Origin of the sequence: Streptomyces xanthophaeus (assembly GCF_030440515.1) — a bacterium.
GTDB lineage: Bacteria > Actinomycetota > Actinomycetes > Streptomycetales > Streptomycetaceae > Streptomyces > Streptomyces kutzneri.
Genome location: NZ_CP076543.1, coordinates 5,320,398 through 5,342,896, shown reverse-complemented (window position 1 = coordinate 5,342,896; position 22,499 = coordinate 5,320,398). Strand labels below are relative to the sequence as shown.

Genomic DNA, 22,499 nt, shown 5'->3' with positions numbered 1-22,499 from the left:
AGCGGCATTGACACACTTCAACAGGTGATAGGAAACTTACCTAACAGATCACCTCGGTGAGGGAGAGCCGCTCGATGCCCGCCGCCACGCCCGGAACGCCCAGCCTGTTGCGCGCCATGAACGACCGGGCCGCACTCGAACTCCTGCTGACGCACGGCCCGCTGTCCCGGACCCGCATCGGGCACCTGACCGGGCTGTCCAAGCCCACCGCCTCCCAGCTGCTCGCCCGCCTCGAAGCGGTCGGGCTCGTCGTGGCCACCGGCACGGACGGGGGACGCCCGGGCCCCAGCGCCCAGCTCTACGCGATCAACCCGCGGGCCGCCTACGTCGGCGGTCTCGACGTCACCCCGGAGCGGGTCCTGGCGGCCGTCGCCGACCTCACCGGCACGGTGGTCGCCACCCACGAGGTCCCCTACACCGAGGGCGCGGAGGCCGTAGACCAGGTGACCGAGGCCCTCGGCGGGGCCGTGAAGGCCGCCGGACTGCACCGCACCGACCTGCGCCGGGTGGTCATCGGCACACCGGGCGCCTTCGACCCCCAGACGGGCCGCCTGCGCTACGCCAGCCACCTCCCCGGCTGGCACTCCCCCACTCTCCTGGAGGAGCTGGCGGCGGCCCTGCCGATGCCCGTCGAGTACGAGAACGACGTCAACCTCGCCGCCGTCGCCGAACAACGGCTCGGCGCGGCCCGCGGCCACGAGGACTTCGTCCTGCTGTGGAACGAGGAAGGCCTCGGCGCGGCACTGGTCCTGGGCGGCCGGCTGCACCGCGGCTGGACCGGCGGCGCCGGCGAGGTGGGCTTCCTGCCCGTGCCGGGCCGGCCCCTGGTCCGGCAGGTCACCCGGGCCAACTCCGGCGGATACCAGGAGCTGGCCGGTGTGGAGGGGCTGCCCCGGCTCGCCGCGGAGCTGGGCATGGGGCCGGCGGACGCCCCCGGTGCGCCCGAGACCCCCGGAGCGCTCCACGGACCGGAGGTCGCCGCCGCCGTCGCCCTGCTCACGCGGGCCGCCGCCGCCCCCGAGGGTGCGCACCTGCAGTTCCTCCAGTCGTACGCCACCGCGCTGGCCACCGGTCTCGCCTCGGTCGTCGCCGTGCTGGACCCGGAGATCGTGGTCCTGTCCGGGGCGGCGATCAGTGCCGGCGGCGAGCCGCTGCGCGCGCTGCTGGAGGCCGAACTCGCCGAACTGGCCCCCTCCCGGCCCCGGCTGGTCCCCGGCGAGGTGCGGGAACGGCCCGTCCTGCACGGCGCGCTGGAGAGCGCGCTGGCCGCCACCCGGGACGAAGTGTTCGACACCTCGGGCTGAACCGCCCGGCACCCGCCGCCCCCACCGTCCCCGCCGCCCCCGCCGTCCCCCTGCACCCCGTATCGGCGCACCCGCACCCCCAGACCCCACCGCCATCCCCACCGGCACCCCCCACGGAAGTTCCTCCCGCAGAGAGCGAGCCCCGCCATGCCCAGAACCGGACGCCTGACCACCGCGACCGCCGTCCTCGCGGCGATATCCGCCCTCGCCACGGCCTGTACGGGCCAGGCCGCGGACACCGCCTCCGACGATCCCAAGGCGGACGTCACCCTCAACTTCTGGCACGGCTGGTCCGCGCCGAGCGAGGCCAAGGCGATCGAGGAGAACATCGCCCGGTTCGAGAAGGCGCACCCGAACATCAAGGTCCAGGTCACTGGCAACATGACCGACGACAAGATCAACCAGGCACTGCGGGCGGGCGGGGACAAGGCCCCCGACGTGGTCTCCTCCTTCACCACCGACAGCGTGGGCAAGTTCTGCAACTCCCGCGCCTTCGCCGACCTGAACCCCTTCCTCGCGAAGTCCGGGGTGGACAAGACGAAGGTCTTCCCCAAGACCCTCCTGGAGTACACGCAGTTCGACGGCAACCAGTGCACGCTGCCGCTGCTGCACGACGCGTACGGCCTCGTCTACAACAAGACCGCCTTCGCGGCCGCCGGCATCACCGAACCCCCGAAGACCTGGAGCCAGTTCACCGAGGTCGCGCAGAAGCTCACCAAACCCAAGGGCGACTCGTACGAGCAGGTCGGCCTGATGCCCACCTTCCACGGCTACGAGACCAAGCCGACGCGGCTCGCGGCGCAGTGGGGCGCCACGTACTTCGGCGCGGACGGCAAGTCCAACCTGGCCGGGGACCCGGCCTTCGCCAAGATGCTGACCGCGCAGAAGGACCTGGTGGACAAGCTCGGCGGCTACGAGAAGCTGGAGCGGTTCCGCAACACCTTCGGGGACGAGTGGAGCGCCGAGCACCCCTTCCACACCGGCCAGGTGGCCATGCAGATCGACGGCGAGTGGCGGGCCCCGATGGCCAAGGAGGCCGGCGTCCCCTTCGAGATCGGCACCGCCCCGCTGCCCGTCCCCGACGAGCAGGCCGCCGACTACGGCAAGGGCTACCTCGCCGGCACGATCATGGGCATCGCCGCGGGCAGCAAGAAGCAGAACGCCGCCTGGGAGCTGGTCAAGTACATGACCAGCGACACCGAGGCGGTGGTGGCCTTCGCCAACGCCATCCACAACATCCCGTCCACGTTCGCCGCCCTGGAGTCCCCGAACCTGCAGGTGACCCCGGAGTTCAAGACCTTCCTCGACATCGCCCGGCATCCGAAGTCCGGCACCACCCCGGCCAAGGCCGACGGCGGCACCTACCAGCTGACCTTCGAGGACTTCGCGTACGGGGTCGAGAAGGGCGACGTCACCGACATCCCCGCCGGTCTCGCCAAGACCGACCAGCAGATCGACACGGACATCGCGAAGGCGAAGTAGACCGATGACCGGCGCCCACCCCCTGCGGTCGAAGCGGCGGCGCTCCGCCCTGCGGACCGCGGCCTTCCTGTCCCCCTGGCTCATCGGCTTCGCCGTCTTCTTCGTCTACCCGCTGCTGTCCACCCTGTACTTCTCCTTCACCCGGTACGACGGCTTCCGGCAGCCCGCCTTCAACGGCCTGGACAACTGGAGCTACGTCTTCACGGACTATCCGCTCTTCTGGCCGGCCATGCGCAACACGCTCTGGCTGGTCCTGGTGATGGTCACCTGCCGGGTCGCCTTCGGCCTCGGCATCGGCCTGCTCATCACGAAGATCAAGACGGGGACCGGGATCTTCCGGACCCTGTTCTACCTGCCCTACCTGGCCCCACCGGTCGCCGCGACCCTGGCCTTCGTCTTCCTGCTCAACCCCGGCACCGGACCCGTCAACACCCTGCTGGACGCGGTGGGACTGCCCACCCCCGGCTGGTTCACCGACGCCGACTGGTCCAAGCCGGCCCTGACCGCCCTCGCCCTGTGGGGGGTCGGCGACCTGATGGTCATCTTCATGGCCGCGCTGCTCGACGTACCCAAGGAGCAGTACGAGGCCGCGGAGCTGGACGGGGCCGGCGCCTGGGCACGGTTCCGGCACATCACTCTGCCCAACATCTCGCCGATCATCATGTTCGCCGTCGTCACCGGGGTCATCCAGGCCATGCAGTACTACGCCCAGCCGCTGGTGGCGGGGAAGGTCGCGGCCGGCGTGATCGGCGGCTCGGGCCAGCAGTTCGAGCCGGGCTATCCCGACAAGTCCACCCTGACGCTCCCCCAGCTCGTCTACAACCTCGGGTTCCAGCGCTTCGACTACGGCACCGCGTGTGTCGTCGCGCTGGTCCTGTTCGCCCTCTCCATGGCCTTCACCGCGCTCCTGATGCGGCGCCGTGGCGGTCTGATCGGAGCAGGTCGATGAGCAGCGCGCGCAGCGGCCGGAGATCCTCCAAGGCGGTACTGCACTGGGTCGGGGTGCACTCGCTCGGCGTGGCCGCCGCCCTCTTCTTCGTCCTTCCCTTCGTATTCCTCCTCCTCACCTCCCTGATGGGCGACCGGCAGGCGCTGACCCGCGACCTGTGGCCCGACACCTGGGAATGGGGCAACTACGCGAAGGTGTGGCACACCCCGGGCTTCCTGACCTGGTGGCGCAACACGCTCCTGTACGCCGGACTCGGCACCCTGTTGACCGTGGTCTCCTCCGTGCCCGTCGCGTACGCGCTCGCCAAGTTCCGCTTCCGCGGGCAACGGCTCACGCTGCTCCTCGTGATCGCCATGATGATGCTGCCGCCGCAGGTGGTGGTCATCCCCATGTACCTCTTCTGGGCCAAGCAGCTCGACCTGTCGGGCACCCTGTGGCCGCTGATCGTCCCGATGGCGTTCGGCGACGCCTTCTCCATCTTCCTGCTCCGCCAGTTCCTGCTGACCATCCCCGACGAGTACCTGGACGCGGCCCGCGTCGACGGCTGCGGCGAGGTGCGCACCCTGCTGCGCGTGGTCCTGCCGATGGCCCGGCCCGGGATCGCCGCCGTCGCGCTCTTCCAGTTCTTCTGTGCCTGGAACGACTACTTCGGCCCGCAGATCTACGCCTCCGACAACCCGGCCGCCTGGACCCTCAGCTATGGACTGGAGTCCTTCAAGGGGGCGCACCACACCAACTGGAACCTGACCATGGCCGCGACCGTACTGGTCATGGCCCCGGTGATCGTCCTCTTCTTCTTCGCTCAGAAGGCGTTCGTCGAGGGAGTCACCCTGACCGGCGTGAAAGGCTGACGACGATGAAACTCGCAGTGGTGGGCGGCGGTTCCACCTACACCCCCGAACTGATCGACGGGTTCGCACGGCTGCGCGACTCCCTGCCCGTCAGCGAGCTCGTGCTGATCGACCCGGCCGCCGAACGGCTGGAGCTGATCGGCGGCCTGGCCCGGCGGATCTTCGCCCGGCAGGGCCACCCGGGCCGTGTCACCACCACCTCCGACCTCGATGCGGGCATCGACGGGGCCGACGCGGTCCTGCTCCAGCTGCGCGTCGGCGGACAGGCCGCCCGGCTGCAGGACGAGACCTGGCCGCTGGAGTGCGGCTGCGTCGGCCAGGAGACCACGGGCGCGGGCGGGCTCGCCAAGGCACTGCGCACGGTCCCGGTGGTCCTCGACATCGCCGAGCGGGTCCGGCGGACCAGCCCGGACGCGTGGATCATCGACTTCACCAACCCGGTCGGGATCGTCACCCGGGCCCTCCTGCGGGCCGGGCACAAGGCCGTCGGGCTGTGCAACGTCGCCATCGGCCTCCAGCGGAAGTTCGCGGCCCTGCTGGACCTGGCGCCGGCCGACATCCACCTGGACCACGTGGGCCTCAACCACCTCACCTGGGAGCTCGGCGTGCGCCGGGGCGGCCCGGACGGCGAGGACCTGCTGGGGACCCTGCTCGCCACGCACGGCGAGGCCGTCGCCGGGGACCTGCGGCTGCCGCGGGCGGTGCTGGACCGGCTCGGCGTCGTGCCCTCGTACTACCTGCGCTACTTCTACGCCCACGACGAGGTCGTCCGGGAGCTCGGGACCAAACCCTCGCGGGCCGCCGAGGTCGCGGCGATGGAACGCGAACTGCTCGCCCTGTACGGGGATCCCGCGCTCGACGAGAAGCCGGCGCTGCTGGCGAAACGGGGCGGCGCCTTCTACTCCGAGGCCGCCGTGGACCTGGCCGCCTCCCTGCTGGGCGACGGCGGGCCGGCCCTGCAGGTGGTCAACACGTACAACAACGGCACGCTGCCCTTCCTGCCGGACGACGCGGTGATCGAGGTGCAGGCCCGCGTCGGCGGGTCCGGCCCCGTCCCGCTCGCGGTGCCCCGGCTGGACCCGCTGTTCTCCGGGCTGATCGCGCATGTGAGCGCGTACGAGGACCTCGCGCTGGACGCGGCCCTGCGCGGCGGGCGGGACCGGGTCTTCAAGGCACTGCTGGCACACCCGCTCATCGGGCAGTTCGACCTGGCCGAAGGACTGACCGACCAGCTCCTCGCGCACAACAAGGAGCACCTGCCATGGGCGTGACCCTCCCCTCGGTGCTGGCGATCGACGCGGGCAACAGCAAGACGGACGTGGCGCTCCTCGCCCCGGACGGCTCGGTGCTGTGCTCCGGTCAGGCCGGGGGCTTCCAGCCGCCGCGCACGGGGGTGGCCGCGGCCGTCGACGTGCTGGCCGAGGCGATGGCCGACGCCGGGCTGCGCGCGGACCCGGCGGCCGGGCCGCTGGCCGAGCGGGTGTCGGCGTGCCTGGCCAACGCCGACTTCGCGGTGGAGGAGCGGGAGCTGGCGCGGGAGATCGAGCGCCGCGGCTGGGGCCGTGCGACGGCGGTGCACAACGACACCTTCGCGCTGCTGCGCTCCGGGCTGCCGACGGGCGCCGGCCCGTGCGGGGTCGCGGTGGTGTGCGGGGCGGGCATCAACTGTGTCGGGATGACCCCGGACGGGCGGACCGCGCGCTTCCCCGCGGTCGGGCGGATCTCCGGCGACTGGGGCGGCGGGGGCGGACTGGCCGAGGAGGCCCTGTGGTTCGCGGCCCGGGCGGAGGACGGGCGGGGCGGGCCGACGCAGCTGGCCCGGGCGCTGCCCGCGCACCTCGGCCACCCGTCGATGGCCTCGCTGATCGAGGCGATGCACCTGGGCCGGGTGCCGCACGCGCGGCGGCACGAGCTGACACCGGTGCTGTTCGCGGTGGCGGCCGCCGGGGACCCGGTGGCGCTGTCGCTGGTGCACCGGCAGGCGGACGAGGTGGTGGCCATGGCATCGGTGGCGCTGGGTCGCCTGGGTCTTCTGGAGCAGGAGGTACCGGTGGTGCTGGGCGGCAGTGTGCTGGCGGCCGGACACCCGCAGCTCAACGACCGGATCGCGGCGGGGCTCGCCGAACGGGCCCCGCGCGCCCGGATCTCCGTGATCACGGCACCTCCCGTGCTCGGTGCCGGCCTGCTGGGCCTGGACGCCCTCGGGTCCCCGCCCGAGGCCTATGAAAAACTCCGTACCCATTTCGGATGAACCCGCCCCGGAAGTCCTCCGGTCTGGAACCGTGGCGCCCGTACGGACGTATTGACGGTGAAGGGGCGACGAAGGGGGCCCTCAGGGACGGATCGCCCTGGATCCAGCACCGGGTGCTGTGGTCGACCGGCACTACGGCCATACTGCTGCGCAGGGGGTACCTCCCAGCGTCGGCTGGAGGACGACAGGACCGAGGGGGAGGTCACGGTGGCGATCACATCACGCGCGCCCGCGCCCGGGGGCGGTACGTCCGTGCCGTCCGCCGGGCCGACGGCGCCACCGCCCGGCGGGCCGCCCGGACGGGGCACCGCCTGGGCCGAGGGCGTGGAGCGGCTGCGCGAGGCGGCGACCACCGAGCCGGGCCGGCTGCGGATCATCGGCGCGGTACTGGCCGCCCTGATCATGCTGTTCGGCACGGTGAGCGTCTGGGAGATCTCCGACCGGGCCGCGGCCGCCGACGACGTGGTGAGCCGCAGCCAGCCGCTGAGCGCTGACGCCGCGAGCATCTACCGCTCCCTGGCGGACGCCGACACGACCTCCTCCAGCGGGTTCCTGCTGGGCGCCCAGGAACCGCGCGAGGTCCGCCAGCGGTACGAGAAGGACATCGCCAACGCCTCCAAGCTGCTGGTGAGCGCGGCCGCCAACACCGGCGGCAACGAGGACTCCCGCCGGCAGATCACCGTGCTGAGCGAGCAGCTCCCGCGCTACACCGGTCTGATCGAGCAGGCCCGGGCCACCAACCGGCAGGGCCTGCCGCTGGGCGGCGCCTACCTGCGCTACGCCAACGAGCAGATGACCACCCAGCTGCTGCCCGCCGCGCAGCGGCTGTACGAGTCGGAGACCAAGCGGCTCTACACGGACGACGACGACGCCCGGTCCTGGCCGCTGGCCTCGATCGGGCTGGGCCTGCTCGCGGTCGCCGCCCTGGTCTGGGCGCAGCGGCGCAACTACCGGCACACGAACCGGGTCCTCAACCACGGGCTGGTGGCCGCGACGGCCGCGTCGGTGGTGGTCCTGCTGTGGCTGACCGTGGGGCACACGGTGGCGCGGGCCTCGCTGAGCGAGGCCCGGGCGGACGGGCAGGAGTCGATGAAGGTGCTCAACGACGCGCGGATCGCCTCCCTGCAGGCGCGGGCCGGGGAGAACCTGACCCTGATCGCGCGGGGCGCCGTACTGGCCGAGGACAAGAAGTCCGACAAGTACGACGTGGACTTCACGAACAACATGAAGCAGCTGGACGCCGGACTGGCGACCGCGCTGCGGCTCGCCGACGACGCGGCCGGCCAGGACCCGGTCAGCCGGGCCGCGGACGGTGTGAAGCAGTGGAAGCAGCGGCACACGGCGGCCCGGGAGGCGGACTTGAAGGGGGACTACGAGGCCGCGCTGCCCCAGGTCGTCGGGGACGAGAAGCACAAGGAGAGCAGCGGCGCCGCCTTCGACACGGTGGACGCCTCCCTGGAACAGGCCGTCGCCCACGAGCAGCGGGAGTTCACCCGGTCCGCCCAGGACGGGCTCGGCGCGCTGGGCGGTCTGGTGACGGGGGCCGCGGTCCTCGTGGTCATCGGTGCGGCAGCGGCCCTGCTCGGCATCGGCCGCAGGCTTTCGGAGTACAGGTGAGCGCGATGCGGATACGGGCGAGGCGGGCCGCCGAAGGTCACGAGAACCATGAGGGCCACGAGAGCCACGCGGGCCGGGAGAGCCGGACGGGCCGGGCCGGGCGGGCGGCGACCGCGGGCGCGGCCTCCGGCATCCGCCGGGCCGCGCGCCGGCTGCGCGGCTGGGGCGGGGTGAGCGCGATGGCCGTCGCCTGCGCGACGACCGCCGCCGTCGTGCTGCTGCCGCTGGCCCACGCGACGCCCGACACCGGCCGGCCGGTGGTCCGCCGGCCCGCCTCGATGGCGGCGGCCCCGGCCGCGCCCTGGGCCCTCACCGACACCTGCCAGGACCCCGAGGCCAGCCTGCGCCCCTCCGACGTGGACGGCGCGGCCATCGCCCGGATCAAGGCGGCCGGCAAGCTCGTCGCAGGCGTGGACCAGAACAGCTTCCGCTGGGGCTACCGCAACCAGACCGCCGAGGGCAGCCGCCTCGACGGCTTCGACATCGACCTGGTCAAGGCCATCGCCAAGGACATCCTGGGCGACGAGAACGCGGTCATCTACCGGGCCATCCCCACCAGTCAGCGCATCCCCGCCCTCCAGGAGGGGCGCGTCGACATCGTCGTACGGACCATGACCATCAACTGCAAGCGGCTGGAGGACGTCGCCTTCTCGACGGCCTACTTCGAGGCCGGGCAGCAGGTGCTGGCGCCCAAGGGATCGCCGATCACCGGGTACGACCCCTCGCTGAAGGACCGGCGGATATGTTTCGCGGCCGGTTCCACGGCGGAGGCGGCCCTGAAGGCCCAGTCGTACGGCTCGGTGCCGGTCACCGTCGCCAACCAGCTGGACTGCCTGGTCCGGCTGCAGCTGGGCGAGGTCGACGGCATCATCACGGACAACGCCCTCGCGGCCGGCCAGGCCGCACAGGACCCGTCGGTGCAGCTGGTGGGCTCGCCCTTCACCCGCGAGTTCTACGGTGTGGCGATGAACAAGGACGCACCGGACCTGGTCCGCCGGGTCAACAAGGTGCTGGAGAACTACCGCGCGGGCGGCGGTGACAGCCCGTGGATGAAGGCGTACCTCAAGCACCTGCAGCCCGTGCTGCCGGGCGTGACGGCGCCCCCCGCGCCCAAGTACCGGGACGGCTGAGGCCCGTGACGGTTTCGGACACGGGACCGGGCGCGGGGCAGGATACGAGGACGGACACGGAGGCGGCGGAAGCGGAGGCACAGCCGGTGGAGGTGGGGTCTGCAGTGATGGACCGGGACGACGTCGACCGCGCCCTGGCCCGGCTGGGCGCGGAGCACGAGGCCGTCGAGACCTCGCTGCTCGCCCTCCAGGACCACGCCGGGCGCCGGCTGCTGGAGGGCGCCGCGCTGAGCGGGACCACCAAGGAGCGGTGGACGGCCGCCGACGCGGACATCACCCGGCTGTGGACGTACTTCGACGCCTACAGCGGGGCCCTGACCGCCGCCCGGGAGGTACGGGAGCGGCGCCGCTGGCCGAACCGCGAGGACCTGATCGAGCTGACCGAGCGGCTGCGCGGGCCCGGAGTGCTGATCGCCGGGGCCGGCGCCGAGGGCGTCGCGCTGGCGGAGCGGCTCTCGCTCGCCGAGCTGGTGGCCCGGATGAACGGCCTGTACGCGCGCTCGCTCGACGTGGTGGTCGCCGCCGACGCCGTGTGGTCGGCGCTGCCCGCCCGGATCGACCTGCTCGCCGCCGAGCTGCACCGCACCCGCTCGCTGGCCCACTCGGTGGGTGTGCGGCCGGGCGAGCACCCCTCCGGCGACGACCTGGAGGACATCACCGCCGAGCTGACGGAGCTGCGCACCCGGGTGATCGCGGATCCGCTGGCCTTCTGGCTGCCCGCGACGGGCAGCTCCGCGCCCGGCGGCGGCCGTCCGGACACCGGGCGCTACGACCGGGCCGCGCTCGCGCTGGAGGACGTACGCCGCGAGATCGAGGCGGTGCTGGACGTACGGCAGGACGCCGAGCAGCGGCTGATCGCCCTGCGGGACGTGCTCTCGCGGGCCGACCGGACCCTGGCGGAGGCGCGGACCGCGCGCGGCGAGGTGCTGGCGAAGATCGCCGCGTCCGAGGTGCCCGCGGTGAGCGGCCCGCCCACGGTGCTCCAGGAGCAGCTCGCGGCGGCGGCGGAGCACCGGCGCCAGGCGCGCTGGCACCGGCTCTCGCCGCTGCTGGAATCCCTGGAGGAGCGCGCCGAGGAGGAACTGCGGCGGGCCCGTGAATCGTTGACCGCGGTGACGGCGCCCCTGGCCGTACGGGCCGAGCTGCGCGGGCGGCTCGACGCGTACAAGGCGAAGGTGGCCCGCCACGGAATGGCGGAGGACCCCCTGCTGATCGAGCGGTACGACACCGCCCGGCGGATGCTGTGGAGCGCGCCCTGCGATCTGCGGGCCGCCGAACAGGCCGTCCTGCGCTACCAGCAGGCGACGGCGGAGTCGCTGACGCCGCCCCAGGACCGGCCCGAACAACCACTACACCAGGAACAGCGGCCCGACGGGCCCGGAGAGGAGGACGCATGAGCCTGATCGGAACCGCCTGCGTTCGTCCCGGCTGTCCGGGGGCGTACGAGGACATGGGCGGCGGCGAGGTCTACTGCGACACGTGCGGGCTGGCGCCGATCGGCTCCATCGCGGCGGGCGCGGACGAACTGGTGTCGCCGCCGACGGGGATGACGAGCGCGGCCCGGGGCTCCCTGGGCTCGGGCGGGTCCCGTGGCTCGATGGGCTCGCAGGGCTCCCACGGCTCGGCACGGTCCTCGGCCTCGGCCCGGTCCTCCCGGTCCTCCTCCTCGCGCCGCTCGGTGTCCGGGCGGCTGTCGCGCTCGGTGTCGGGGACGACCTCCACCCGTTCGGTGTCGGTGCGCAGTTCGGGCTCGGCGGCCTCGGGCCGCAGCCGGCTGGGCGCCGGTCTGGTCAACGTGCCGGAGGTGCCGCGTCCGAATCCCTCGACCGCGGTCCTGGAGAACCCGGAGGTGCCGGAGCGCAAGCGGTTCTGCTCGCGCTCGGACTGCGGGGCCCCGGTGGGCCGCTCCCGGGGCGACCGGCCGGGCCGGACGGAAGGGTTCTGCACGAAGTGCGGACACCCGTATTCCTTCGTGCCCAAGCTGCGCTCCGGTGATGTGGTGCGCGGCCAGTACGAGGTGGCGGGCTGCCTCGCGCACGGCGGTCTCGGCTGGGTGTACCTGGCGGTGGACCGGGCGGTCGCGGACCGGTGGGTGGTGCTCAAGGGCCTGCTGGACACCGGGGACCAGGACGCGATGGAGGCCGCGATCTCGGAGCGGCGCTTCCTCGCGGAGATCGAGCACTCCAACATCGTGCGGATCTACAACTTCGTGGAGCACCTGGACCAGCGGACGGGTTCGCTGGACGGGTACATCGTCATGGAGTACGTCGGCGGCAAATCGCTGAAGGAGATCGCGAACGAGCGGCGCCGGCCGGACGGGCGGCGCGACCCGCTGCCGGTGGAGCAGGCGTGCGCCTACGGCATCGAGGCCCTGGAGGCGCTCGGCCACCTGCACAGCAGGAACCTCCTGTACTGCGACTTCAAGGTCGACAACGCGATCCAGCAGCAGGACCAGCTGAAGCTGATCGACATGGGCGCGGTACGGCGGATGGACGACGCCGAGTCGGCCATCTACGGCACGGTGGGCTACCAGGCCCCCGAGGTCGCGGAGCTGGGCCCCTCGGTCGCCTCCGACCTCTACACGGTGGCGCGGACGCTGGCCGTGCTGACCTTCGACTTCCAGGGCTACACCAATGTGTTCGTGGATTCGCTGCCGGATCCGGAGCACATCGAGGTGTTCCGGCGGTACGAGTCCTTCTACCGGCTGCTGGTCCGGGCCACCGATCCGGACCCGGGCCGGCGGTTCTCGTCCGCGCAGGAGATGGCGGACCAGCTGACGGGCGTGCTGCGGGAGGTGGTCGCCCTGCAGACGGGCCGGCCGCGGCCGCAGCTGTCGACCCTCTTCGGCCCGGAGCTGCGGGTTCCGGACACCCAGCTGTTCGCCGACGCGGTCGACACCGTCGTCTCCCGGCTCGGCTACCGGCCGATCGCCTCCCGGCGGGGCGCCGCACTGTTCGGGCTCGCCGGCCGCGGCCGGGCAGCGGCCGGAGCGCATGCGGCCGGTGGCGCCGCCCTGCCCGGGGCGGCGGCCGCCGGGGCGCTCGGCCCGCAGGGCCGTACCCCCGCCGGAGGCACCCCGCCCGGCGGGACGCCCGTGGCCGGGACGGCCGGCGGCGGCGCGGCGGGTACGTGGCCGCCGGCGACCGGCGGACCGGGGGCGGGCGTGGCCGGGCTCGGGACCACCGCCACGCGGGTGACGGGCGTGCCGGGGCAGCGGCCCTCGCCGCCCGCCGCGGTCCAGGGCGCGGGGGCCGCACCCGCACCCGTACCCGTACTCCTGTCCCCGGAGCCGGCTGCTTCGAGAGCGACGACCCTCGACGCGCGCGACACCGCGCTGGCCCTGCCCGTACCGCTGGTGGACGCGGCCGACCCGAACGCCGGTTTCCTGACGGGTCTGCTGGCCTCCGCGCCGGGTGACCTGCTGGGCGCTCTGAGCGCGGCGCCGGCGGATTCGGCGGAGTTGCGGCTGCGGGAGCTGCGGGCCCGCCTGGAGCTGGGCGAACTGGCCGAGGCCGGGCACACCCTGGCGGATCTGGAGGCCGGGCATCCGGACGACTGGCGGGTGGTGTGGGCCCGTGGCATCGCCTCGCTGGCCACCGGTGACGACGAGATAGCGGCCCTGTCCTTCGACGCGATCTACGACGCCTTCCCGGGCGAGCCCGCGCCGAAGCTGGCGCTGGGGCTGTGCGCGGAGGTGCTGGGCCAGCTGGACAACGCCGCCGAGTACTACCGCCTCGTGTGGATAACCGACCCGGGATTCGTGAGCGCGGCCTTCGGGCTGGCCCGCGTCCAGCTGGCCGCCGGGGACCGGGACGCGGCCGTGCGCACGCTGGAATCCGTGCCCGAGGCGTCCATCCACTACACCGCCGCGCGGGTGGCGGCCGTACGCGCACGTCTGCGCGACCGGTCCCCTCACGAGCCGCTGCTGGCCGACCTGGCGGCCGCCGCGGACCAGGTGGAAGCCCTGCGGCGGTTCGGACTGGACCCGGAGCGTCAGGAGCGGCTCGCGACGGAGGTTCTGGGCTCGGCCCTGGACTGGGTACTGTCGGGTAGCCGGGGTTCCGACCCCGGTCGGACCTCGCTGCTCGGCAGTCAACTGGACGAGCGGGGCCTGCGCTTCGGACTGGAGCGCTCGTACCGCGTCCTCGCACGGCTGGCGCGGCGTGGCGAGGAGAGGATCGAACTGGTGGAGCGGGCAAACCGTTTCCGTCCCCGGACGTGGGTGTGAGTGATGTCGATGCATCGGCTGTCGGGCTGCCCCAGCTGCGCGGAACCCCTGGAGGAGGGTGACCGTTTCTGCGGGGTCTGCGGCTACGCCGTGAGCGCGCCTCCCCCGGCAGCCGTGGACCACCCGACCATCCCCATCCCACCGGCGCCCCCGACGCCACCGGCCCGGCCGGCCGGCGCGTCCGCCGCGGGCGCTGCGGGTGCTGCGGCGGGCGGTTACGGGAGCCCGGCCCCGGCTCCCGGCGTCCCGCACGCGGCCGCCGAGCCCGCCCCCGGCTGGGGCAGCGTGGCCGCGGCCGCGCCGACGCTGGTCGGCGACCCGGCCGCCTGGGTCACCGCCCCGGCCGAACCGGAGCCTGAAGCGGAGCCTCGGCAGGGTCCGGCCGGGGTCACCTACGCCGCCTCCGGCCACGGGAACCCGTACGGCGACGGCACCCCGCCGGAAGGCACCCCGTGGGGCGCGGCCGAGCACCCGTACGGCGCCGCGGACGGTCCCGAGACCCGCCACGACCGGCCCGGGGGCGACCCCGGCACGCCCGCGGAGGGGACGCCCTGGGGCGCGGGCGAAGCCCCGTACGAGAATCCGTCCCAGACCGGCGGCGCGGCCGGCGGGAAGACCTGCGTCGCCTGCCGCGCCGGGCACGTCGACACCGACGGGTACTGCGAGCACTGCGGGCACGCGCAGCCCCGCGAGCGCGACCACATCGAGGAGGAGCTCGGGAGCGTCGCCGCCGTCACCGACCGGGGACTGCGCCACCACCGCAACGAGGACTCGTTCGCCGTGTCGGCCACCGCCCTGCCCGACGGCTCCGCCGCCACCGTCGCCATCGTCTGCGACGGCGTCTCCTCCGCCAGCCGCCCCGACGAGGCGTCGGCCGCCGCGGCCGTCGCCGCCAACGAGGCGCTGCTCGAAGCGCTCCCGCGCGGCGCCCACCCCCAGGAGGCCATGCACGAGGCGATCCTGGCCGCCGCCGAAGCGGTGAACGCCCTGGCTCCGGAGACCCCCGGCGCGCAGAACGCCCCCGCCTGCACGCTGGTCGGCGCCGTCGTCGGCGGCGGCCTGCTGACCATCGGCTGGGTGGGCGACAGCCGTGCCTACTGGGTGCCCGACGACCGCGCCGCCCTGCCCCGGCGCCTCACCGAGGACGACTCCTGGGCCGCCCAGATGGTCGCCGCCGGTCTGATGGGCGAGGCCGAGGCCTACGCGGACGTCCGCGCGCACGCCATCACCGGCTGGCTGGGGGCCGACGCGTACGACCTCGAACCGCACACCGCGACCTTCAAGCCCGACCACCCCGGGGTGGTGGTGGTCTGCACCGACGGACTGTGGAACTACGCGGAATCCGCGCGGGAGATGGCCCAGGTGGTACCCGCCGACGCCGCGACCCGCCCGCTGCACAGCGCCCAGGTACTGGTGGGGTACGCACTCGACGGCGGCGGCCACGACAACGTCACCGTGGCGGTCGTGCCGTTCGCCACGCACCCCGAGCAGGAACCGGGACCGGATGCGGAGCCGGGCCCGGCGGCAGGACCGGAATAGGAAGTGGAAGCGCGCCCGCAGGTCTGACCCGCCTGCCCGAGCCCCCTAGGAGTCCAACCGATGGCGAATTTCGCCAAACCGAGTGCCCCGCGGTTCAGCGTGGAGGTGTACCAGAACGAGTTTCTCCCCGAGGGCGGACGGGACGTCCACGCGATCGTCACGGTGACCGCCACCGGCGGTGCCGCCGCCACGCGCGCGCCGGTCGCCGACGGCACGGCGGCCGTGGTGCTCATGGTCGACTGCTCGGGGTCCATGGAGTACCCGCCGGAGAAGATGCGCGGCGCCCGTGAGGCCACGGCGGCCGCCGTCGACACCCTGCGCGACGGCACCGCCTTCGCCGTGATCGCCGGTACGCACGTGGCCAAGGAGGTCTACCCCGGCCAGGGCCGCCTCGCGGTCGCGGACGCGACCACCCGCGCCCAGGCCAAGGAGGCCCTGCGCGGGCTGAGCTCGGGCGGCGGCACCGCCATCGGCACCTGGCTGCGTCTGGCGGACGGCCTGCTGCGCGGGTCCACCGCCGCCATCCGGCACGGCGTCCTGCTCACCGACGGCCGCAACGAGCACGAGGAGCCGGCCGTGCTCCGCGCCACCCTCGACGCGTGCGCGGGCCGCTTCACGTGCGACGCCCGCGGGGTGGGCACCGACTGGGACGTCAAGGAGGTCACCGGGATCGCGAACGCGCTGCTCGGCTCCGCCGACATCGTGGCCGACCCGGCCCATCTCGCCGAGGACTTCACGCGCATGATGGAGAACGTCATGGGCAAGGAGGTCGCGGACGTCGCGCTGCGCCTGTGGACCCCGGTCGGCGTGGAGATCCAGTACGTCAAGCAGGTGGCTCCCGTCCTCCAGGACCTGACCGACCGCCGCACCGAGGCGGGCCCGCGCGCCGGCGACTACCCGACCGGGTCGTGGGGCGACGAGTCCCGCGAGTACCACGTGTGCGTGCGCGTCCCGACGGCCACCGTGGGCCAGGAGATGCTCGCCGCCCGCGCCACGCTCGTGCTCCCGGCCACGGCGGGCGGGCCGGACGAGAAACCGACGGTCCTGGCCCAGGGCCTGGTGCGCGCGGTGTGGACGGACGATCTGGCGGCGTCCACCGCCATCAACGCGCAGGTCGCCCACTACACCGGACAGGCGGAGCTGGCAGAGGCTATCCAGCAAGGTTTGGAAGCCCGCAAAATGGGCGATGTCGGTGGTGCCACGGCCAAGCTGGGGCGTGCGGTACAACTGGCGAGTTCCTCCGGGAACGCCGACACAGCACGACTCCTGGCGAAGGTGGTGGATGTGGTGGACGCGGTGGCGGGTACTGTGCGGCTGAAAGCGAAGGTTGCCGATGCCGACGAGATGACTCTTGACACGCGTTCGACACAGACCGTCCGAGTGAAGAAGACCTGAGAAGACCTGACGTGATGACGCAGGGAGAAGAAGGGGGAAGCGCCGCCATGCCGACCTGCCCGAACGGGCACCAGTCCGCGTCCGACGACTGGTGCGAGGTCTGCGGCCACCGCATGGCTGCCTCGGAGGGCCCGCCCCCGGTGCCGTCCTACGGCTACGGCTTCCCCCCGACCGCCGGTGAGCCGACCGCCCAGGCCGAGCTCTGCCCGCAGTGCCGGACCCCGCGCGAGGCCATGGCCCCGTTCTGCGAGGAATGCCGCTACAACTTCCTCACCCGTACCCCTACTTCGTACGCCCCGCCGGCCCCGGAACCGGGACCCCAGGCGACGGGTGCAGGCGTCGGTGGCGGTGCTGGTGGCGGTGCCGGAGGCCGCGGTACGCCTCCGCCGCCCGTGCCGGCTCCCGGAACCTACTCCCAGGACCACTTCGAGTACCAGGGCTCGCGGCCGTCCCGGGTCAACCGGCCGGCCGAGCCGCTGCAGCGCGAGGACGACTGGCTGCTGCCGCCGCCCGCGCACGAGTCGCCGCTGGAGTACCAGCGGGCCCCGCAGCCGCAGTACCAGCAGCAGCCCCCGCCGCAGCAGCAGCGGGAGTACCAGCAGGAGTACCAGCAGCAGGGACCGCCGCCCCAGCAGCAGCAGCAGTACCAGCAGCAGCCTCCGCCGCAGCACCAGCCCTTCCCGCCCCAGGGCGGGGGCGCCTGGAGCGCGACGATCGCCCCCGACCGCTCGTACTTCATGGCGATGATGCAGCGCAGCGGTCCCGAGGCCGCCGGGCTGAACCTGCCCGCGTACTCCCCGGAGCAGCACCTTCCGCTGTCCGGCGGCCAGATCACCATCGGCCGCCGCCGCGCCTCCACGGGCGAGTCCCCCGACATCGACCTGTCGGTGCCCCCGGAGGACCCGGGCGTCTCCCACCAGCACGCGGTGCTCGTCCAGCAGCCCGACCTCAGCTGGGCTGTGGTGGACCAGAACTCCACCAACGGCACCACGATCAACGGCGGCGAGGAGCCGATCCAGCCCTACGTCCCGGTCCCCCTCGCCGACGGCGACCGGGTCCACGTGGGCGCCTGGACGACGATCACGATCCGCCGCGGCTGATTCACCCCTCCCCCAGGGGCCATACGTACGGCCCCTGGGGATCGTCGAGCCACGACCACTGGCCCTCGGTGCTGACCGAGACACCGAAGCGTTCCCGTGCCGGGCGGCCCTCGCGGCGCCACAGGTCCAGGGCCTCTCGGGGGTGCAGGACGCCCTCGGTCAGCACGAGCATGAACTGGAAGCGCTCGTTCTCCACCAGTTCGTACGGAAGCCCGTACCCCGTACCGGCCGGGTCGGGCGGTGGGGCGGCCGTGGCCCCGCGCAGCGGGACGAAGTACGCCGAGGTGTGCAGGAAGTTGCCCTCGGCGAAGCCGGCGTCCCGGACGGTCAGCGCGATCAGGCCGGTCGACAGCGGCGCCAGGATCCGTGCCCCCGGCCGGCACTGGCCGAGCCAGGCGTGCGGGATCAGCGGCAGCGTGCAGGTCACGATGATCCGGTCGAACGGGGCCCGGGCGGGGCAGCCGCGTGCCCCGTCCCCGGTGACCACCACCGGGTGGTAGCCGAGCTGGGCCAGGTGCGTCCGCGCGGACTCGGTGATCTCCTCGTCCAGGTCCACGGTGGTGACGTGTTCCTCGCCGAGCCGGTGGCAGAGCAGGGCCGCGTTGTAGCCGGTGCCCGCGCCGATCTCCAGGACGTCGTCGCCGTCGCGTACGTCCAGGGCGGCCAGCATCTTCGCCATCAGGGAGGGCTGGCTGCTGGAGGAGACCTGCAGGCCGTCGCGCATCCGTGTGGCCAGCGGGGTGTCGACGTAGACCCCGCGCAGCCAGCGGGCCCGGCGTTCGGGGTCGGGGTCCTCGGCCCACAGCCGCTCGTGACCGGCGCCGCGGCCGGTCCAGAAGTAGGGCACGAACACGTGCCGGGGCACGGCCGCGAAGGCCGCCCGCCAGCGCGGGTCCTCCAGCACCCCGGCGGCGGTCAGCTCCCGCACCTGGGCGGCGTGCGCGGTCTCCCGCAGGTCCCGTGTCTCGGTGTGCGCGGTGTGTGCGGCCATGCCTCCACTGTCCTGCGCGGGGCCGCCGCGTGCGAGCGCGAGGGGGCCCGGAGGCTTGAGGGGGTCTGACGGGGGCCTGCGGGGGCTTCGGGGGGTGGTCCTAGGACCTCGGTCCTGGATCCGGGCGTCTGAGACGATGGTCGGGTGAATGAGATTCCGCGGGGCACGCTTCAGGAGCAGACCTTCTACGAGCAGGTGGGCGGCGAGGACACCTTCCGCCGTCTCGTCCGGCGCTTCTACCAGGGGGTCGCGGAGGACCCGCTGCTGCGCCCGATGTACCCGGAGGAGGACCTGGGCCCCGCCGAGGAACGGTTCACGCTGTTCCTGATGCAGTACTGGGGTGGTCCGACCACCTACAGCCAGCACCGCGGCCACCCTCGCCTGCGGATGCGGCACGCGCCGTTCCAGGTGGACGCGGCCGCCCACGACGCGTGGCTGCGGCACATGCGGGTCGCGCTGGACGAGCTGGGCCTGGCGCCGGAGCACGAGGCACAGCTGTGGAAGTACCTGACGTACGCCGCCGCCTCGATGATCAACACGGCGGGCTAGGCCGTCTCTTTCGGATCTTGCCGGTTAAGCCCGCGTCGTCTGGTGCCGTGCCTCGCAAGGCGGAGGGGCGCCCGAGTACTGGACGTACTTGGGTGCTCCGACAACGCGGCAAGGTGCGGTGCCAGGCGGCGCGGGTCAGGCAAGATCCGAAAGAGACGGCCCAGGCCGTCCCTTCCGGCGACGGGCCGGTCAGACCGGCCGGACCTGGAGGGCGCCCAGGCCGCCGGTGGCGCCGGGGCGGCGCATGGCGACCGATCCGTACGGGGTGCGCAGCCTCAGCCAGGTCCCGGCGGCGAGCAGCGCCACGGGGGCGGAGGCGGGCGCGCCGGGCACGGGGGCGGCGGCGGAGGGCACGGCGGCCCGTACCGGCCGCAGGAAGCCCAGGGACTGGGCGGCGTGCACGGCCCGCAGCGGAAGCTCGGTGTCACCCAGGGTGCGCGACCAGATCTCGCGGCCGATGCGGTCGCGCTCGGACCGCGTCCGGTGCTGCACGGGCAGGGCCTCGTCCCGGGCCCGGAACTCGGCGACGGCGGCGGCCACGGCCGCTCCCATCGCCTCGGGGCCGGGCAGCCCCGGAACCTGCCGCCAGCCGCCGCGGGGCGGGAGCACGCCGGCCCAGGGCGGTCCGGTGACCGGCCCGGGCACGGTGGCCTCGGCCGAGGCCTCGTCCACGGACTCCAGCAGCTCACCGGCGGACACCGTCAGGTCCAGCGGCATCGCCACGGGTGCGGCGAGCCGCACCGTGCGGATGGCCAGGATGTCGAAGGACGGCGGCCGTCCGAAGACGGCGAGCGCGCCGCCGCCCGCCTGGAGGCGTACGGCGGCGGCGCGGTCGTAGTGCACCAGCCGGCCCAGGAAGGCGGCGAGGTCCGCCGCCTCCCCGGAATCGGCGAAGCGCAGCTGGTCGTTCATGCCGCGAGGGATCCGGTCGAGGACGCCTTCACGGGCTCGTCGAGGTACTCCTCGAGGAAGCGCCTCTCCTCGGCCGTGATGCGGCGGGGCCGCCCCTCGGCGAGGTTGTAGGGCACGACCACGGTCTCGGCGCGCACGTAGACCGTCTCGGGCGCGTCCTCGGTCGCCTCGTCCTTGACCTCGTAGCGGATGGTCAGGGACGCGGCGCCTATCCGGGTCACCCAGGACTCGATGAGGACCGGCTCGTGACGGTGCACGAGGGGCAGCTTGTAGTCGATCTCGTGACGGGCCACGACGGACCCGCCCGTGAAGGACTCGCTGCCCTCCCCCGGCGCGAGGCGGAACATGAAGTCGATCCGCGCCTCCTCCAGATAGCGGAGGAAGACGACGTTGTTGACGTGCCCGAAGGCATCCATGTCCGCCCAGCGCAGGGGGCACCGGTAGTGGTGTCTGGCCATGACCGCGACCTCAGCCTCGGGTGAGCTTCTTGTAGGTGGCACGGTGCGGACGAGCCGCGTCCGGGCCAAGACGCTCGATCTTGTTCTTCTCGTACGACTCGAAGTTGCCCTCGAACCAGTACCACTTGGAGTCGCCCTCGTACGCCAGGATGTGCGTGGCGACCCGGTCGAGGAACCAGCGGTCGTGGGAGATGACCACGGCCGCACCGGGGAATTCCAGCAGCGCGTTCTCGAGCGAGGACAGGGTCTCGACGTCGAGGTCGTTGGTGGGCTCGTCGAGGAGCAGCAGGTTGCCGCCCTCCTTGAGCGTCAGCGCCAGGTTGAGGCGGTTGCGCTCACCACCGGACAGGACGCCGGCCGGCTTCTGCTGGTCCGGGCCCTTGAAGCCGAAGGCGCTGACGTACGCGCGGGACGGCATCTCGACCTGGCCCACGTTGATGTAGTCGAGCTCGTCCGACACGACCGCCCAGAGGGTCTTCTTGGGGTCGATGTTGGCGCGGGACTGGTCGACGTAGCTGATCTTGACGGTCTCGCCGACCTTGACGGAACCGGAGTCCGGCGCCTCCAGGCCCTGGATCATCTTGAAGAGCGTGGTCTTGCCGGCGCCGTTCGGGCCGATGATGCCGACGATGCCGTTGCGCGGCAGCGTGAAGGACAGGTCGTCGATGAGGACCTTGTCGCCGAACGCCTTGGAGAGGTTGTTGACCTCGACCACGATCGAGCCCAGACGCGGGCCCGGCGGGATCTGGATCTCCTCGAAGTCCAGCTTCCGCATCTTGTCCGCCTCGGCAGCCATCTCCTCGTAGCGGGCGAGGCGGGCCTTGGACTTGGTCTGGCGGCCCTTGGCGTTGGAGCGGACCCACTCCAGCTCTTCCTTGAGGCGCTTCTGGCGCTTCTCGTCCTTGCGGCCCTCGACCTTGAGGCGGGTGGCCTTCTTCTCCAGGTAGGTGGAGTAGTTGCCCTCGTAGGGGTGCGCGCGGCCGCGGTCGAGTTCGAGGATCCACTCGGCGACGTTGTTCAGGAAGTACCGGTCGTGGGTGACGGCCACGACGGCGCCCTTGTACTGCGAGAGGTGCTGCTCCAGCCAGTTCACCGACTCGGCGTCGAGGTGGTTGGTGGGCTCGTCGAGGAGGAGCAGGTCCGGGGCCTCGATCAGCAGCTTGCAGAGCGCCACGCGGCGCTTCTCGCCACCGGAGAGGGTGGTGACCGGCCAGTCGCCGGGCGGGCAGCCCAGGGCGTCCATGGCCTGCTCCAGCTGGGCGTCCAGGTCCCACGCGTTGGCGTGGTCCAGGTCCTCCTGGAGCTTGCCCATCTCGTCCATGAGTGCGTCGGTGTACTCGACGCCCATCAGCTCGGCGACCTCGTTGAAGCGCTTGAGCTTCTTCATGACGTCGGCGGCGCCGTCCTGGACGTTCTCCAGGACCGTCTTCGACTCGTCGAGCTTGGGCTCCTGCATGAGGATGCCGACGGTGAAGCCGGGCGACAGGAAGGCGTCACCGTTGGACGGCTGCTCCAGGCCCGCCATGATCTTCAGAACGGTGGACTTACCGGCGCCGTTGGGGCCGACCACACCGATCTTCGCGCCGGGCAGGAAGTTCAAGGAGACGTCATCAAGAATCACCTTGTCGCCGTGCGCCTTGCGCGTCTTGCGCATGGTGTAGATGAACTCAGCCAAGAGAAACCGTCCGGCAGATCGATGGTGGGCAGATACACCCCATCTTGCCGTACGTCCATACCCTCGGG

The 22,499-nt window shown here is 72.8% G+C and carries 19 protein-coding genes; 14 read left to right on the top strand and 5 right to left on the bottom strand.

All coding sequences use genetic code 11. From position 1 onward, the window contains the following. The first annotated feature begins 74 nt into the window (after nt 1-74). The 9 genes from KO717_RS23735 to KO717_RS23695 all read left to right on the top strand — a co-directional run bounded on the left by KO717_RS23735 (nt 75) and on the right by KO717_RS23695 (nt 10,981). Entirely contained in the window at nt 75-1,304 is a 1,230-nt protein-coding gene (locus tag KO717_RS23735) for an ROK family transcriptional regulator (RefSeq protein WP_301371080.1), read from the top strand. Nucleotides 1,305-1,451: 147 nt separating this feature from the next. After that, nucleotides 1,452-2,786, top strand: coding sequence for an ABC transporter substrate-binding protein (locus KO717_RS23730; protein WP_301371079.1), 1,335 nt, complete (start codon nt 1,452-1,454; stop codon nt 2,784-2,786). Nucleotides 2,787-2,790: 4 nt separating this feature from the next. Continuing rightward, nucleotides 2,791-3,735, top strand: a complete 945-nt coding sequence (locus KO717_RS23725) for a carbohydrate ABC transporter permease (RefSeq protein WP_301371077.1) — start codon at nt 2,791-2,793, stop codon at nt 3,733-3,735. Continuing rightward, a complete protein-coding gene (locus KO717_RS23720; RefSeq protein ID WP_301371076.1) occupies nt 3,732-4,586 on the top strand; it encodes a carbohydrate ABC transporter permease in 855 nt (284 codons plus the stop codon). Before KO717_RS23725 ends, KO717_RS23720 begins: the two co-directional genes overlap by 4 nt. A 5-nt stretch (nt 4,587-4,591) precedes the next feature. Then, on the top strand, nt 4,592-5,857 hold the full coding sequence (locus KO717_RS23715) for a 6-phospho-beta-glucosidase (RefSeq protein ID WP_301371075.1): 1,266 nt from the start codon (nt 4,592-4,594) through the stop codon (nt 5,855-5,857). After that, nucleotides 5,848-6,837, top strand: coding sequence for an N-acetylglucosamine kinase (locus KO717_RS23710; protein ID WP_301371073.1), 990 nt, complete (start codon nt 5,848-5,850; stop codon nt 6,835-6,837). Before KO717_RS23715 ends, KO717_RS23710 begins: the two co-directional genes overlap by 10 nt. Before the next feature lie 207 nt (nt 6,838-7,044). After that, nucleotides 7,045-8,454 carry a hypothetical protein gene (locus tag KO717_RS23705; protein WP_437184565.1) on the top strand — a complete coding sequence of 470 codons (1,410 nt, stop codon included), beginning with the start codon at nt 7,045-7,047 and terminating at the stop codon, nt 8,452-8,454. 179 nt (nt 8,455-8,633) lie between these two features. Continuing rightward, nucleotides 8,634-9,584: a glutamate ABC transporter substrate-binding protein gene (locus KO717_RS23700; RefSeq protein WP_301374704.1), complete on the top strand. Its 951-nt coding sequence runs from the start codon at nt 8,634-8,636 to the stop codon at nt 9,582-9,584. Between the two features lie 107 nt (nt 9,585-9,691). Next, the gene (locus KO717_RS23695; RefSeq protein ID WP_301371071.1) at nt 9,692-10,981 is read left to right on the top strand and encodes a hypothetical protein; all 1,290 of its coding nucleotides are present in this window, start codon (nt 9,692-9,694) and stop codon (nt 10,979-10,981) included. Nucleotides 10,982-11,051: 70 nt separating this feature from the next. Here KO717_RS23695 and KO717_RS37500 read toward each other — a convergent pair whose 3' ends face one another. Then, entirely contained in the window at nt 11,052-11,378 is a 327-nt protein-coding gene (locus KO717_RS37500; RefSeq protein WP_437184564.1) for a hypothetical protein, read from the bottom strand. 10 nt (nt 11,379-11,388) lie between these two features. On the opposite strand from KO717_RS37500, the gene KO717_RS23690 reads away from it, so the two are divergent. From KO717_RS23690 to KO717_RS23675, 4 genes are read left to right on the top strand one after another with little or no spacing between them, the layout of a single operon-like run. Further along, on the top strand, nt 11,389-13,812 hold the full coding sequence (locus KO717_RS23690) for a tetratricopeptide repeat protein (protein ID WP_437184563.1): 2,424 nt from the start codon (nt 11,389-11,391) through the stop codon (nt 13,810-13,812). Between the two features lie 3 nt (nt 13,813-13,815). Next, on the top strand, nt 13,816-15,351 hold the full coding sequence (locus KO717_RS23685; RefSeq protein WP_301371068.1) for a protein phosphatase 2C domain-containing protein: 1,536 nt from the start codon (nt 13,816-13,818) through the stop codon (nt 15,349-15,351). Between the two features lie 60 nt (nt 15,352-15,411). Further along, nucleotides 15,412-16,746 (top strand): VWA domain-containing protein, encoded by a 1,335-nt coding sequence (locus tag KO717_RS23680; protein WP_301371066.1) that lies wholly within the window; start codon nt 15,412-15,414, stop codon nt 16,744-16,746. 14 nt (nt 16,747-16,760) lie between these two features. Further along, nucleotides 16,761-17,846: an FHA domain-containing protein gene (locus tag KO717_RS23675; RefSeq protein ID WP_437184562.1), complete on the top strand. Its 1,086-nt coding sequence runs from the start codon at nt 16,761-16,763 to the stop codon at nt 17,844-17,846. A gap of 1 nt (nt 17,847) precedes the next feature. Here the strand turns inward: KO717_RS23675 and KO717_RS23670 are convergent, their stop codons facing one another. Next, on the bottom strand, nt 17,848-18,837 hold the full coding sequence (locus KO717_RS23670; RefSeq protein ID WP_301371064.1) for a methyltransferase domain-containing protein: 990 nt from the start codon (nt 18,835-18,837) through the stop codon (nt 17,848-17,850). Nucleotides 18,838-18,981: 144 nt separating this feature from the next. Between KO717_RS23670 and KO717_RS23665 the strand changes: the two genes are divergently transcribed. Then, complete coding sequence (locus KO717_RS23665) at nt 18,982-19,386, top strand: globin (RefSeq protein WP_301371062.1); 405 nt, start codon at nt 18,982-18,984, stop codon at nt 19,384-19,386. Between the two features lie 189 nt (nt 19,387-19,575). Here the strand turns inward: KO717_RS23665 and KO717_RS23660 are convergent, their stop codons facing one another. From KO717_RS23660 to ettA, 3 genes are read right to left on the bottom strand one after another with little or no spacing between them, the layout of a single operon-like run. Further along, complete coding sequence (locus KO717_RS23660) at nt 19,576-20,298, bottom strand: hypothetical protein (RefSeq protein WP_301371061.1); 723 nt, start codon at nt 20,296-20,298, stop codon at nt 19,576-19,578. Then, nucleotides 20,295-20,756: an acyl-CoA thioesterase gene (locus KO717_RS23655; protein ID WP_301371060.1), complete on the bottom strand. Its 462-nt coding sequence runs from the start codon at nt 20,754-20,756 to the stop codon at nt 20,295-20,297. Before KO717_RS23655 ends, KO717_RS23660 begins: the two co-directional genes overlap by 4 nt. Nucleotides 20,757-20,766: 10 nt before the next feature. Next, complete coding sequence (gene ettA / locus KO717_RS23650) at nt 20,767-22,431, bottom strand: energy-dependent translational throttle protein EttA (RefSeq protein WP_301371059.1); 1,665 nt, start codon at nt 22,429-22,431, stop codon at nt 20,767-20,769. Nucleotides 22,432-22,499: the final 68 nt, after the last annotated feature.

Bases quoted from the DNA above. Each gene is read 5' to 3' on its own strand.
- KO717_RS23735 (WP_301371080.1), top strand. From the start codon at position 75: ATGCCCGCCGCCACGCCCGGAACGCCCAGCCTGTTGCGCGCCATGAAC.
- KO717_RS23730 (WP_301371079.1), top strand. From the start codon at position 1,452: ATGCCCAGAACCGGACGCCTGACCACCGCGACCGCCGTCCTCGCGGCG.
- KO717_RS23725 (WP_301371077.1), top strand. From the start codon at position 2,791: ATGACCGGCGCCCACCCCCTGCGGTCGAAGCGGCGGCGCTCCGCCCTG.
- KO717_RS23720 (WP_301371076.1), top strand. From the start codon at position 3,732: ATGAGCAGCGCGCGCAGCGGCCGGAGATCCTCCAAGGCGGTACTGCAC.
- KO717_RS23715 (WP_301371075.1), top strand. From the start codon at position 4,592: ATGAAACTCGCAGTGGTGGGCGGCGGTTCCACCTACACCCCCGAACTG.
- KO717_RS23710 (WP_301371073.1), top strand. From the start codon at position 5,848: ATGGGCGTGACCCTCCCCTCGGTGCTGGCGATCGACGCGGGCAACAGC.
- KO717_RS23700 (WP_301374704.1), top strand. From the start codon at position 8,634: ATGGCCGTCGCCTGCGCGACGACCGCCGCCGTCGTGCTGCTGCCGCTG.
- KO717_RS23695 (WP_301371071.1), top strand. From the start codon at position 9,692: ATGGACCGGGACGACGTCGACCGCGCCCTGGCCCGGCTGGGCGCGGAG.
- KO717_RS23685 (WP_301371068.1), top strand. From the start codon at position 13,816: ATGTCGATGCATCGGCTGTCGGGCTGCCCCAGCTGCGCGGAACCCCTG.
- KO717_RS23680 (WP_301371066.1), top strand. From the start codon at position 15,412: ATGGCGAATTTCGCCAAACCGAGTGCCCCGCGGTTCAGCGTGGAGGTG.
- KO717_RS23675 (WP_437184562.1), top strand. From the start codon at position 16,761: ATGACGCAGGGAGAAGAAGGGGGAAGCGCCGCCATGCCGACCTGCCCG.
- KO717_RS23670 (WP_301371064.1), bottom strand. From the start codon at position 18,837: ATGGCCGCACACACCGCGCACACCGAGACACGGGACCTGCGGGAGACC.
- KO717_RS23660 (WP_301371061.1), bottom strand. From the start codon at position 20,298: ATGAACGACCAGCTGCGCTTCGCCGATTCCGGGGAGGCGGCGGACCTC.
- KO717_RS23655 (WP_301371060.1), bottom strand. From the start codon at position 20,756: ATGGCCAGACACCACTACCGGTGCCCCCTGCGCTGGGCGGACATGGAT.